The following is a 12,383-nucleotide window of genomic DNA, read 5'->3' as shown; positions in this document are numbered from 1 at the left end:
TAATTCTTTGCCTCCACTGCACCTCCACTTGCCAACCTGGTGCCAGCATCGATCACCGCGGGGTGAGCGGTCATCACCCGCCGAGACAATTCATCCGGATGAGTGCCCGCGCCGCGGCCAAATCAGTTGGCCGCCAGATCACCCGGGTGAGCGACCGAGGTGGACGACGACACTTCACCCCTCCGCGCGCCATGATCACAACGTCGATAGCTGCGCAGCTGTGTGTTGTTGTCGGAACCTTTGCAGCTACGGAACGGAGATGGTGCCGGTGGGGATTTCTGAATTCGATGATGTGCAGGCTCATCTGCTCGAGCCAGAAGAAAGCCTGGACTCAGAAGAGACTGGCATCGACCTCGACGAAGGCTACTCACCTCCGGAACGCCCCCGCGAAATGCGAGCGTGGGGGACTGACCGCCAGGGAAGCGCGCACCCATGAAAGTCTTGCGCGCCGACTCGCCCATGAGGTGCCCGACGTGACCGACCAGTGGGATGGCGACGGGATCGGTGATAGCGCCGACAGCGATGGTGAGCCAATCGACGATCAGGTGGGCGATATGCGCGCAGGCCGGCTTGTCGCCTTGGACGTCGATCCCGGGGATCCGGGTGCGGATTACCTTGCCGACGACGTCGGCATTGACGGCGGCGCGGCCTCGGCTGAGGAAGCCGCCATGCACATCGTCGTCGACGAGGACACCCGCGCCGGTGAGGTATGGCCTCTCCGATGACCTACCGTGCGGCCAGTGGGTGAAATCTGCTGTGGTAACCCGCATTGTGATCCTTGGCGGCGGCCCGGCCGGTTATGAGGCGGCGTTGGTTGCGGCTGCACGAGGTCCTGCCGTAACGCGCGTCACCGTGGTCGATTCCGACGGGGTCGGCGGTGCCGCGGTGCTGTGTGACTGCGTGCCGTCGAAGACCTTTATCGCCTCGACGGGGCTGCGCACCGAACTGCGGCGGGCGACCCGGCTGGGTTTTGACGTCCAGGTCGACGACGCCAAGATTTGTTTGGCAGAAGTCCATCAGCGGATCAAGGTGCTCGCCGCCGAGCAATCGGCGGATATCACCGGCCAGCTGCTGAGCATGGGTGTCGAGTTGCTCGCGGGCCGAGGGCAGCTGGTGGATGCGGTTCCCGGTCTGGCGAGTCACCGCGTCAAGGTCACCGCGGGTGACGGCAGTACCACGGTCCGCGATGCCGATGTCGTCTTGATCGCCACCGGCGCCACCCCCCGGATCCTGCCGTCGGCACACCCCGACGGCGAACGGATCTTGACCTGGCGCCAGCTCTATGACCTGGACTCGCTGCCCGAGTACCTCATCGTGGTGGGTTGCGGGGTGACCGGCATCGAATTCGCCAACGCCTACACTGAACTGGGTGTGACGGTAACGTTGGTGGCCAGCCGCGACCGGGTTTTGCCGCACGAGGACGCCGACGCCGCACAGGTGCTCGAGGAATCTTTCGCCCGACGTGGCGTCGAAGTGATCAAGAACGCCCGGGCACAATCCGTGAGGCGCACCGACGGCGGGGTGCTCGTGACAATGGCCGATGGGCGCACCGTCGAAGGCAGCCACGCGTTGATGACACTTGGGTCAGTGCCCAACACCGGCCGGCTAGGCCTGCAGCGTGTGGGTATCGAACCCGGGCCCGGCGACTACATTTCAGTCGACCGAGTATCGCGCACATCGGTCGCGGGCATTTACGCGGCGGGGGACTGCACCGGTCTCTTGCCGTTGGCCTCCGTTGCAGCGATGCAGGGCCGCATCGCGATGTATCACGCGCTCGGTGAGGCCGTTAATCCGCTTCGATTGCGCACCGTCGCGGCGACGGTGTTCACCCACCCGGAGGTTGCGGCGGTCGGGATCTCGCAGGCCGCGATCGACCAAGGGCCCATTCAGGCCCGCATCATTTCACTGCCGTTGAGAACCAATGCGCGGGCGAAAATGTCGGAGCTGGATCAGGGATTCGTCAAGCTATTTTGCCGACAGGACAGCGGCGTGATAATCGGTGGCGTGGTGGTCGCGCCGATCGCTTCCGAGTTGATACTACCGATCGCGATCGCTGTTCAAAACGGCACCGCGGTCGACGATTTGGCGCAGACGCTTGCGGTCTATCCGTCGCTGTCCGGCTCGATCACCGAGGCGGCCCGCCGGCTCGTAGTCCGTGACGAGCTCAACTGATGCAGGAGTTCAAGAGGCTTCGGTGAAGCCGGATCGCGGATTGAGCATTATCACCCGGGTGAATCGGCCGCAGGAGTGATGACAGATCGTCAGCGTCGCGCGATGCTCGTGCTGGATGTCGCGTGCGATCGATCACCGACGCCACGTCGTCGCCACCCAGATGCCAAACAGGAGAAGAGATATGAAGCCGGCCTCGGCTCGCCGTCAACCGCAGAATGCAGAACCGACCACCTCCGTTGTGATCGTCGGCAGCGGGTTCGCCGGATTCGAGTGCGCGCGCCGACTGGCCCGACGACTGGACAAGGCGCGCGCCTCGGATGTGAGGGTGACCATCGTTTCGCCGGTCGATTATCTGCAGTACACGCCGTTGCTGGCGGATGTCGCCGGTGGGCTGGTCGACCCCCGGTTTGTCTGTGTCCCGTTGGCCGGAACACTGACGGGCATGCGGGCGGTGCGTGGAGCGGTCGACAGCGTTGACTTCGATCGGCGTCTGCTGTCGTTCACCGATCCCGAGGGTCGGCGAGGGACGCTGTCGTGGGATCGGCTGGTCTTAACACCGGGCTCGGTGACCCGGCTTTTCGATACGCCCGGTTTGGCCAGATACGCGCACGGCCTGAAGTCGACGGCCGAGGCGCTGTATCTTCGTGATCGCGTGATCGAGCAGTTGGAACTGGCTCAGGTCGACGAAAACGAGGCACGCGCCGCAGCGCGCCGCACGATTGTCGTTGTCGGTGCGTCGTATTCCGGTTCCGAATTGACGGCGCAGCTGCGCGCGCTCGCCGATGCGGCGGCGAAGCAAATGGGCTTCGATCGGGCCTCTGTGCGGTTCGTGCTGCTCGACTTGGCGGACCGCGTCATGCCCGAGCTGGGGCACAAACTCGGCGACGCGGCGATGCGTGTGCTGCGCTCTCGCGGAGTCGACGTGCGGCTGGGCACGACCCTCAAGGAGGTTCACGCCGATCATGTTGTCCTCAGTGATGATTCACGCATCGACACTTACACCGTGGCGTGGGTGGCCGGCGTGACCCCGTCACCGCTGATCGCCACGCTGGGCTTGAAGACGGAACGGGGCCGGCTGAAAGTGCAAGCCGACTTGCAGGTACCAGGTCATCCAGAGGTCTTTGCCGCGGGCGACGCCGCCGCGGTCCCGGACCTGACCCAGCCGGGCAAGATCGCCCCGCCCACCGCCCAGCACGCGAGTCGGCAAGGTAAGGCGTTGGCCCGCAACGTCGCCGCAAGTCTCGGCTACGGCGAGCGGAAGAACTACCGCCACAGCGATCAGGGCCTGGTGGTCGACCTGGGTCCGCGCTACGCCGTCGCCAACCCGCTGGGCGTGCACCTATCGGGCTATGCCGCAAAGTTTGTCACCCGCGCCTACCACCTCTACGCGATTCCCCGCCTCGTCAACCGCTGGGCAGTCGCACTGGCGTACCTCACCGACGTCTTCTTTCCCCGGACCGTGTTGTCGATGGGATTCGATCCGGGCACCGACGCCGAGTTCACGGCCGGCGAAGTCGTCCAACTACCGAAGGCCGCAGGCGCCGAATGATATTCGGCAACCAGCGTTGCGAACAGCAATGACCATCGTCAACAAGGGCTTTCGCGGACGACGCGGTGAGTCGGCGCGTGAGCTCCCGCCGGGGCAGCATGTGACCGCGGACTTCCCTGTGCTGCAAGCGGGACCGACCCCGCGGATCGATCTTGATGACTGGCGATTCACCATTCGCGACGAGCGCGGCGCTGAACACTCGTGGACCTGGGCCGAGCTCAAGCTCATGCCCAGCGAGCGACTAAGCGTGGACATTCACTGCGTCACCACATGGTCCAAGCTAGATACCGAGTGGGAAGGCGTCTCCCTGGACACGCTCTTCGAATCGATCGACACCACCGCCGGATTCGCACTGGTCGGCTCCTACGGCGGGTACACCACCAATCTTCCGGTGGGCGACCTTCTCGGTGGGAAGGCTTGGATCGTGTACTCCTACCAGGGGGCACCGCTTAGCGCGGTGCACGGCGGCCCGGCACGGCTGCTGGTGCCGCACCTGTACTTCTGGAAGTCCGCGAAGTGGGTGAGATCCATTGAGTTGCGCGACAGCGACATCCCGGGATTCTGGGAGGGGTTGGGCTACCACAACTACGGCGACCCGTGGCAAGAACAACGCTACGCCGGGGATTGACGACGGCGGTGGAGGGTCACGTAAGGCCGAAATTGCGGTGGCGGGTCGCGCGTGTGGTGGACTCTGTACCCGAGACCGGGTCGGCGCAAACGATCGGGCTGACCGTGCCGGGCTGGGGTGGCCACTTGTCGGGCCAGCACATTGATCTCAAGCTGACCGCCGCAGACGGGTACAGCGCGCAACGGAGCTATTCGCTGAGCAAGCCACCCGACGGTGAGCGCATCGAGCTCACCGTGCAGCAGATTCCCGACGGGGAAGTCTCGCCCTACCTCGCCGGGCTTGTTGCCGGGGACGAGGTCGAACTTCGAGGACCCATCGGCGGCTGGTTCGTCTGGCGGCCTGACGACGAGGATCGGGTCCTGCTCGTCGGCGGCGGATCGGGAATCGTGCCGTTGATGGCCATGCTTCGACAGCGGGTGGTGGCGGGCGGCGCCGACTTTCGGCTGGTCTACTCGGTGCGCAGTCCCGATGACGTGTACTACGCCCAAGAGCTGGGCCGGCTTGGGCGCGAATGCGGCTGGTTGCAGGTTGCGCTGATCTATACCCGCGTTGCCGCGCCGCAGAACGCCCGGCCGCCCGGGCGGGTCCGTGCCGCTGACCTCGCATCGACGGACTGGGCGCCCGTCGACGGTACCCGCGTCTACGTCTGCGGTCCAACAGGATTCGTTGAGTCAGTCACGGCGAAGCTGATCGAGCAAGGGCATCCGCCCTCGGCGATAAGGACCGAGCGGTTCGGTCCGAGCAACCAACCCGAAAGCGAGGAGCGATGACCGAACCCACGCACGTCGACGGTAACGCGGCCGCGGGCGTCTTCGCAGAAGTGGTGGGATTCGATGTCACCACCGCCACGTTGACTTGCGGGAAATGCGGTTGCGCCAGGGCCTTCGCCGAATGTCACGTCTATCACCGCGGACCCGGCATCGTGGTGCGTTGTCCATGTTGCGGAGACGTTCTGGCCCGCCTGGTGCGAACGCCCACCGAAGTGTGGCTCGACTTCCGCGGTGCCCGGTCCTGGCGTGTCCCGATCCCAGCCCCCTGATGGGGTCGGGGTCGGGGTCGGAAGAATTGCAGCGTCCTGAGGGCAGCGTCGACGGCATACGCCGGTCTCCACCCGGGTGAATTACCCAGCCGGATGAGGACACCTCACCCCACGCGCAGGGATAGTGGTCGTTGGATCTGAGTTGTGGGCCCCGCACCGACCGTGCTACTCGGACAGGCAGAGCAATCGCAACGACCTCGGCCGCAACAATCGACGAGAGGAGGCCAATTCATGGCTAAACTCGAGTTCTTCGACACCCCCGGGTACGGCGAGATAGCCCGTACCCGCAACCACTACCGCCAAGCTCTACGCGTCGGGGATCGCATCGAGATCTCCGGCCAAGGAGGCTGGGACGCGGACTTCGCCATGTCGGTGATATCCCTGGAGGAGGAGATAGCCCAGGCCTGCGACAACGTCGCAAAGACCCTCGCTGAGGCCGGCGCCAGCTGGCGCGACATCGTGAACGTCCACTCCTACCACGTTCCCACGACGCCTGATTCCATTGGCGCTGAACATATGTCGGCGATGGTGGACCAGTTCCGCAAGCGATCCGGCGAAAGGATGCCGCTGTGGACCGCGCTAGGCGTCGAGGCGCTCGCATTGCCCGGCCAGCGTGTCGAGATCGAGGTCGTCGCGATCGTGGAATCGGGCGGGAAGTAGACATCTGCGCTCGGTCGCGAGGCCGGAGGCACGGGTGAACCGAATATTTCATTCCCTGATTGGCGACCCGCCCGGAGCGGTCGATGCGGCCGTCAAAGCCTCGGCGCTATTCCTCACGGCTGCGATCCTGTTTCGTTTCATGGAGCGCCGTACCCTCGCCGAATTCGCGCCGTTCGACTGGATCGCTGCGGTGGCGGCCGGAGCCATCGTCGGTCGGGCGGCAACCGCCAGCGATAGCTCGTGGCTAAACGCAACCTCGGCGCTGATCAGTCTTCTCGTCGCCCACGCTGTTCTTGCGAGATTGCGCTTCATTCCCGCGATTCGACGGATCATCGATCCGCCTCTCAAAGTGCTGATCCGCAATGGGCACGTCGACCGGCGCAACCTGCGTCGCTGCGGGCTAACCACCGCCGATCTCGAGGCTGTGCTACGACAGCATGGACACGAAAGCTCCGATCGTATTCACCTGGCGATCTTCGAAGCCAAAGGCGCAATCTCGATTTTGTTGACGGATGAAAAGGGGGCGCCGGCGGGCTGAGCCGGACCGCTCACAACAAAGGCCAACGAAGCGCGTTTCGCTGCAGCGCATTCCGCTGGCAACGCCGCGGACGAGGGCAGTTCAGGACAGATTAGGAGGAGCGATTCAATGAGCACCGTGAGCAACATGCTGGCGACCTACCCCGGGGGGCTTGGTCGTATCGATAGCGCCAAACTGATCAGATGTATAGAAGCCTGCATAGAGTGCGCTCAGGCCTGCACGGCGTGCGCCGACGCCGACCTTAACGATGAAGGGGTCGGGCACCTCACGAAATGCATTCGCACAAACCTCGACTGCGCAGACATTTGCGTGACGACGAGCCGTGTAGTGTCTCGTCATACGGCATACGATGCCAACGTCACCCGCGCGGTGCTGGAGGCATGCGCGGTTACCTGTAAGGCCTGCGGCGACGAATGTGATCTGCATTCGGCGCATCATGAGCACTGCCGCGTCTGCGCCTACGTGTGCCGCCGATGCGAACAAGCGTGCCGCGAGCTTCTCGCCTCGTTGGGGTGACTGGCCCTCGGGCTCAACGGATGTTGCGGGCGACGTCCAGCATGCTCGCTGGCAAGGTCACGGTCGGGCTCGTCGCTTGATTGGCGTGGACGGCTGTGACTCGTTGATCCAGCGCTGGGCGTCGAGTGCGGCCGCGCAACCGGTGGCGTCCGCGGGGGCGGCGCGGCATGCGCGCGCCACTCGGTGTCGGCGTCATAGATTGATGGCGTGTCCGGTGAGCGCATGGAAGCACTCCTGCAGTCCCTCGCCCAGCGTGGGATGGGTGTGCACGTTGCGGGCCAGCTCGGTGGCGGTCAGGTCCCAGAGCTGCGCTGCGGTGAGCTCGGGCAGTAGCTCGCTGACTTCGGCACCCACGAGGTGGGCTCCGAGTAGCTCGCCGTGCGCGGCGTCGGCGATGAGTTTGATGAAGCCGGCCCGTTCGCCGAGGCCGTGCGCCTTTGCGCTGGCCTGCATCGGAAACGTGGCTACGCGAATATCGCGGCCGGTGGCGCGGGCCTGGTCTTCGGTGTAACCGAAGCTGGCAACTTGGGGTTGGCAGAACGTCACGCGTGGCATCATGCGGTAGTCCAAGGGCATGGTCGGCGCGCCGGCGATGGTCTCGGCGGCGACGATGCCCTGGGCCGAAGCGACATGGGCCAGTTGCACTTTGGCGGTGACGTCGCCGATCGCGAAGATGTGGGGAGCCGAGGTGCGCATGTAGTCGTCGATGTCGATTGCCCCGCTCGTGGTGAGGTGCACGCTGAGCCTGTCGAGGCCGAGGTTTTCCACGTTCGGGCAGAATCCGATGCAGATGAACGCGCGGGCGGCGTCGACCGAGGTGGTGTGGCCGTTGCCGTCGGTGTGGGTGACGGTGACGCGGTCGCCTTGGTCGATCACCGAGTCCACCCGAGTGTTTGTGTGAATGGGAATGCCGCGGCGCCGGTACTGGCGGGTCAGTTCCTTGGAGACGTCGGCGTCTTCGTTGGGGAGTGCGCGGTCGGCGTACTCGAGAATTTGGACGTCGACGCCGTAACTGTCGAGGATGTAGGCGAATTCCATGCCGATTCCGCCGGCGCCGATGATGATGATGGACTCGGGTATCGTCGCGTCAAGAATCTGCTGTTCGTAGGTCACGATATTCTCGCTCAGGGTGATCCCGGGCAGCGTCCGCACTCGTGAGCCAGTGGCGATGATGGCGTTGTCGAAGCGGAGGGTGCTGGTGCCGCCGTTACGGAGCTCGACGTCGAGTGTGTGGGACCCGGTGAAGCGGGCGCGCCCGTCGATTTCGGTGATCTTGTTTTTGCGCATGAGGAAGTGCACGCCGCGCACCCTGGCGTCGGCGACTTCGCGGCTGCGCGACACGGCACGGGCGTAGTCGAAGTGGATGTCGCCGCGGATGCCGAACTGGTCTGCCTGGTGCTTCAGGATGGAGGCAATCTCGGCGTTGCGCAGCAAGGCTTTTGACGGAACGCAGCCGGTGTTGAGGCAGACCCCGCCCCAGTAGCGTTCTTCGATGATGGCGACGGTCAAGCCGAGTTGGGCCGCCCGGATGCCAGCGACATATCCGCCCGAGCCGGCGCCGACGACCACCAGGTCATATTCCAGGGGTACTGGTGCACTCATCGTGGGGCGCCTTCCTTGGGTAATGAGTAGATCGTCGGTCGCCGGCGCCGAAACCTTCGCAGGCACATCAGCATCCGATTCGGCTGTTCATCCCAATCAATTGGCTAGAACCGTCATGAAGTGTTCGATGACGATCACATTGCGCGCGACCCGACTGGTGAGACGATGGCGCGGCAACGCTCTATCGCAAAGTCGCAGTGCTGTTCTGGGGTTCACCGGTTAGTGCCCCTTCTTTTTCGTCCGACATGCTTGCGGTGTGGCCGCGGTGTCAGTGCGAACCATCGGTGAGACACGGCGGCTTGCCCGAGAGCCGCGACCTGCGTAGAAGCATCCGCAACTCTTTATCGACCAGAGTGTCGCCGAGCCGGGCGAGATGTCATCGCCCTCGTCACCGATTCACCCGGGTGAGGGTGACCGGCGGGCGCGGCCGTTCGGTCGTTCGCGCGTTGTTACTCCGCGGCGGCAACGCTTTCCAAGACCACCGCCACTCCCTGGCCCGAGCCAATGCAGACCCCAATCACCCCGTAACGGGCGCCTCTTTCAGCCAATTCGATCGCCAACGTCAGCAGATAGCGAGCTCCGGTAGCCCCGAAGGGGTGTCCGATCGCCACCGCGCCACCATTGGGTGTCAACTTGTCATCGGGAACCACGAAACCGTCCAGCTGGTTTGGTAATTCCCGCAACACGCCGAGTGCCTGGGCGCTGAACGCCTCATGCACCTCCCACACGTCGATCTGCTCGGGGACAAGCCCGGCCCGGCGGATCGCGGCCGGAATCGCCCATGCGGGGGCCACCCCCATAATGAGGGGATCGATGCCATAGACCGCGCTCGATATCACTCGGGCTGACGGCTCGATGCCGAGTTCGCTGGCTCGCTCTCCGGAAGCGATGACGACGGCACTGGCGCCATCACTCAAAGGCGAGGAGTTGGCCGCGGTCATTTGAGTCGTTCCGGGCTGGGCCGGTAAAGCCGCCAGCACCTCAGCGGTGGTGTCATCGCGGATGAACTCGTCATGTTCTGCTAGGCGGGAAGGCGCCTTCTTTGTCGCTGGGATCATTACGGGCATAATCTCTTTGGCCAGTCGACCTCGATCACGAGCGGCCTTGGCGCGTCGCTGGGATCGCAGCGCAAAGGCGTCGATCTCCTCGCGGTTCAGCGAGTAGCGGTCGGCGACATTTTGCGCGGTCTCGATCATGCTGATGTAAGCGTTGCGGGCCAGTAGTACCGCATTGGGCGGTCCTCCAGCACCGCTCCACATGGTGTCGAGCATGACAACCGGACCTCGGGGGCTGAACGCGGCTTCGCCCTTCATCAACGCCCACCCCGACCGCGACATCGACTCGACGCCACAGGCGATACCTAGCCCGAGGTCGCCGGCCTTGATCGCATGGCTGATCGTCACCGCCGCGCTGAGCGATGATCCGCAAAATCTGTTCACGGTGGCCCCGGCCGCGGTGTCAGGAAACCCCGCGGCCAACGCCGCCCAGCGGGCGATGTCGCCCATGCCCTCGTGAGCCGGGTTCACGCACCCCGCCACGATGTCCTCGACGGCATCGAGCGGCACACCCAGCCGGTCACACGCGCCCTTCATCGTCATGCCCAGCAGGTCGTCGGCCCGAATACCCGACAGCGTGCCGCCATAGCGGGTGAACGGGGTCCGTACACCCCCCAACACATAGGCCTCAGTCATCGTCGTACTTTTCGAATGCATCGGGTCCGCAAGGCCTCGTGTGGGTGAGGTGAGCCATCCCGCCGGCTCACCCGGCCACGCTTCCCGAGATTATTCGAGGCGATTCTGACGCACACCACCTAAACCGCCTTGAACTGCTGCAGTCGAATGACGTCAAGCATCATGCGCAGTTGTGATTCCTCTGGGTTGCCGGCGTAGCTATTCAGCCAGACCGCCAGCTTCGAGAATATCGATACCGGCAACGGGGTCGGGTTTGACAAGAGCGTGGTGAGGATGCGCTTGATCGCGAGATAGCCTTCCCCGCATCCCAACTCGACGAAGACAAGCGTGCGTTCGTAGCCGGTCAGACCCGACGTCACCGCATCGGCCAGTAGCCACGCCATGTCTTCATCGGAGATGGTCGGCCCGGAATTCGTGGGACGCGATTGCGCACGCGAAATGCAGCTCGCCGGGTGAAGAGTCGTCGACGACGCCAATCGGGCCAGGGCACGTTTCATGTCAGAAACCACCTGGGGCGATAGTCTCTTTGGTCTCAAAACCTGTGCCCACGTGGTGGTTTCCTTCCCGGGCTCCGCCGGCGGCGGCTGGACGACTCGTTTTTGGCTATGCTTCCGGTCCAGTCGCCACCTACGTGGGCCTAGGCTGCGCCCCGCTGTGTGGCCATGAACCCGGCGACATCTGCTCTTCGATAAGCATGTCCGCACGCGGGGTGAATCGTCATCACCCAGCTTTCTGCTCGCCCGGGTGATTCGTGCGATGCGCTCAGACGGAACGGAACCGGCGCAGCGGCATTCGTCTGGTGACCACTGGTGATTGTGCGGTGAGGCAGACCCCTGCGAAATCATGATGAAATGTCAAGGTGCGCTGTGTGAATCGGTCTTCGGCCTCGAACCGCAGGGACACCGCGAGCTCAGTGCGTTCGGCGATACCGGTGTAGCGGATAACCACCGTCGGATCACCGCTGATCGTATCCAATCGGATCGGGGCCGTGACCATCTCATACCTGCGTTGAGCGAACCGGGAGCCGGAGGGGGTGGCCCCAATGATATCGACGCAACACTTGGCGATCAGAAGATCGATCTCGGCTAACACCTTCGCGGTGACCATGATCGACGCGCTGCCCGTCGGACGCGTCCCGCGCGCCGCGACGCTCACTAGTGCGCACGCGCCCGTCAATACGACACCCTCACCCATCGTTAATCACGCCCTGGATTCGGCTTTTACCGGTACAGTCGCCAGCGGTAACACCGAGTGAGCGGCAACCTCATCCGCAGAATGTGTCAGTCCGTTTGACCGGCTCCGCCTGTCCGCGGGTCGCGTCGATCGAGTCCGCAAGCAGCCACAGCGCCAAGCCGATGAGCGCAATGTCCTTCATCAAGAATTCCCCGTCGGCGGACAAAACGGGAAAGCCGCCAGCAGACGCCTCGCCGACTCCGGGGGTGGTGATCATGAAACTCAGCGTGATCACGAAGAACAGTGAGGCGAATAGGCCGCCCACCACGGACGCCTTCGGGAACCACGGCTTGACGGCAAGCAATGCTGCGGTGATCAATTCTATTGATCCGTTCAAGCGACCAAAGGCGTCGATGGACATGATTTCGTACACCCAACTCAGGAGCGGGCTATTGGCCACCCAATGTGAAATACCGTGGGATTCATAGTAAGTGAACTTCATGGCGCCGAACCAGGCCAGGACTATCACCAGACCGTATCGTGCGGCCACGGGCGCCATGTGAATCGCTCGAAGCCTTGCCCGGCCGCCGGTCAACGTGGTGGTGGCCTCATTGTGTGACATGCGGTCTCCCGTCCTGACTGTGTCGTTTCACCGCATGGCCGGTGCCGAACTGACCGCCTTGGTTGGCGGCGCAGTTGGTCGAGACGTTGATCCAGGCGGTTATCAGTGACCACTATCTCTGCACAGTGGGCGAGCTGTCTTCATCCGCGCGCACGATTCACCCGGGTGAGACGCCGACGAGGAAACCTCCTGC

At 64.0% G+C, this 12,383-nt stretch carries 13 protein-coding genes and 1 pseudogene; 9 read left to right on the top strand and 5 right to left on the bottom strand.

Annotated elements, in window-relative coordinates:
- The first annotated feature begins 259 nt into the window (after window positions 1-259).
- From A5695_RS00840 to A5695_RS27020, 9 genes and pseudogenes are all read left to right on the top strand, one after another.
- Window positions 260-725, top strand: a pseudogene (locus A5695_RS00840) (DUF5709 domain-containing protein).
- Window positions 726-756: 31 nt separating this feature from the next.
- The gene (locus tag A5695_RS00835; protein WP_068077104.1) at window positions 757-2,172 is read left to right on the top strand and encodes an NAD(P)H-quinone dehydrogenase; all 1,416 of its coding nucleotides are present in this window, start codon (window positions 757-759) and stop codon (window positions 2,170-2,172) included.
- Window positions 2,173-2,353: 181 nt separating this feature from the next.
- Window positions 2,354-3,721, top strand: a complete 1,368-nt coding sequence (locus A5695_RS00830) for an NAD(P)/FAD-dependent oxidoreductase (protein ID WP_068077102.1) — start codon at window positions 2,354-2,356, stop codon at window positions 3,719-3,721.
- Window positions 3,722-3,749: 28 nt separating this feature from the next.
- A complete protein-coding gene (locus A5695_RS00825; RefSeq protein ID WP_068077100.1) occupies window positions 3,750-4,349 on the top strand; it encodes a sulfite oxidase-like oxidoreductase in 600 nt (199 codons plus the stop codon).
- Window positions 4,350-4,405: 56 nt separating this feature from the next.
- Window positions 4,406-5,119, top strand: a complete 714-nt coding sequence (locus A5695_RS00820) for a ferredoxin reductase (protein ID WP_369830141.1) — start codon at window positions 4,406-4,408, stop codon at window positions 5,117-5,119.
- A complete protein-coding gene (locus A5695_RS28865; RefSeq protein ID WP_068077096.1) occupies window positions 5,116-5,388 on the top strand; it encodes a DUF6510 family protein in 273 nt (90 codons plus the stop codon). Before A5695_RS00820 ends, A5695_RS28865 begins: the two co-directional genes overlap by 4 nt.
- A 231-nt stretch (window positions 5,389-5,619) precedes the next feature.
- Window positions 5,620-6,048: a Rid family hydrolase gene (locus A5695_RS00810; RefSeq protein ID WP_068077094.1), complete on the top strand. Its 429-nt coding sequence runs from the start codon at window positions 5,620-5,622 to the stop codon at window positions 6,046-6,048.
- 34 nt (window positions 6,049-6,082) lie between these two features.
- Window positions 6,083-6,586: a DUF421 domain-containing protein gene (locus tag A5695_RS00805; protein WP_068077092.1), complete on the top strand. Its 504-nt coding sequence runs from the start codon at window positions 6,083-6,085 to the stop codon at window positions 6,584-6,586.
- A gap of 108 nt (window positions 6,587-6,694) precedes the next feature.
- Window positions 6,695-7,102: a four-helix bundle copper-binding protein gene (locus tag A5695_RS27020; protein ID WP_082945764.1), complete on the top strand. Its 408-nt coding sequence runs from the start codon at window positions 6,695-6,697 to the stop codon at window positions 7,100-7,102.
- A 192-nt stretch (window positions 7,103-7,294) separates the two neighbouring features.
- Here the strand turns inward: A5695_RS27020 and lpdA are convergent, their stop codons facing one another.
- The 5 genes from lpdA to A5695_RS00780 all read right to left on the bottom strand — a co-directional run bounded on the left by lpdA (window position 7,295) and on the right by A5695_RS00780 (window position 12,190).
- Window positions 7,295-8,704: a dihydrolipoyl dehydrogenase gene (lpdA, locus tag A5695_RS00800; protein ID WP_068077090.1), complete on the bottom strand. Its 1,410-nt coding sequence runs from the start codon at window positions 8,702-8,704 to the stop codon at window positions 7,295-7,297.
- A 449-nt stretch (window positions 8,705-9,153) separates the two neighbouring features.
- Window positions 9,154-10,395: a thiolase family protein gene (locus A5695_RS00795; protein WP_068077088.1), complete on the bottom strand. Its 1,242-nt coding sequence runs from the start codon at window positions 10,393-10,395 to the stop codon at window positions 9,154-9,156.
- Window positions 10,396-10,514: 119 nt separating this feature from the next.
- Window positions 10,515-10,892: a tryptophanase gene (locus tag A5695_RS00790; RefSeq protein ID WP_231974673.1), complete on the bottom strand. Its 378-nt coding sequence runs from the start codon at window positions 10,890-10,892 to the stop codon at window positions 10,515-10,517.
- Window positions 10,893-11,157: 265 nt separating this feature from the next.
- A complete protein-coding gene (locus A5695_RS00785) occupies window positions 11,158-11,502 on the bottom strand; it encodes a hypothetical protein (protein ID WP_156749380.1) in 345 nt (114 codons plus the stop codon).
- A gap of 157 nt (window positions 11,503-11,659) precedes the next feature.
- Window positions 11,660-12,190 (bottom strand): YkgB family protein, encoded by a 531-nt coding sequence (locus tag A5695_RS00780; protein ID WP_067309102.1) that lies wholly within the window; start codon window positions 12,188-12,190, stop codon window positions 11,660-11,662.
- Between the last annotated feature and the right edge of the window lie 193 nt (window positions 12,191-12,383).

Origin of the sequence: Mycobacterium sp. E1747 (genome assembly GCF_001667775.1) — a bacterium.
In the GTDB taxonomy this organism is placed as follows: domain Bacteria; phylum Actinomycetota; class Actinomycetes; order Mycobacteriales; family Mycobacteriaceae; genus Mycobacterium.
This window is presented reverse-complemented; position numbering and strand designations above follow the sequence as displayed.

Coding starts and splice junctions, on each gene's coding strand:
- A5695_RS00830 (WP_068077102.1), top strand. CDS start 2,354: ATGAAGCCGGCCTCGGCTCGCCGTCAACCGCAGAATGCAGAACCGACC.
- A5695_RS00825 (WP_068077100.1), top strand. CDS start 3,750: ATGACCATCGTCAACAAGGGCTTTCGCGGACGACGCGGTGAGTCGGCG.
- A5695_RS28865 (WP_068077096.1), top strand. CDS start 5,116: ATGACCGAACCCACGCACGTCGACGGTAACGCGGCCGCGGGCGTCTTC.
- A5695_RS00810 (WP_068077094.1), top strand. CDS start 5,620: ATGGCTAAACTCGAGTTCTTCGACACCCCCGGGTACGGCGAGATAGCC.
- A5695_RS27020 (WP_082945764.1), top strand. CDS start 6,695: ATGAGCACCGTGAGCAACATGCTGGCGACCTACCCCGGGGGGCTTGGT.
- lpdA (WP_068077090.1), bottom strand. CDS start 8,704: ATGAGTGCACCAGTACCCCTGGAATATGACCTGGTGGTCGTCGGCGCC.
- A5695_RS00795 (WP_068077088.1), bottom strand. CDS start 10,395: ATGACTGAGGCCTATGTGTTGGGGGGTGTACGGACCCCGTTCACCCGC.
- A5695_RS00790 (WP_231974673.1), bottom strand. CDS start 10,892: ATGAAACGTGCCCTGGCCCGATTGGCGTCGTCGACGACTCTTCACCCG.
- A5695_RS00785 (WP_156749380.1), bottom strand. CDS start 11,502: ATGGTCACCGCGAAGGTGTTAGCCGAGATCGATCTTCTGATCGCCAAG.
- A5695_RS00780 (WP_067309102.1), bottom strand. CDS start 12,190: ATGTCACACAATGAGGCCACCACCACGTTGACCGGCGGCCGGGCAAGG.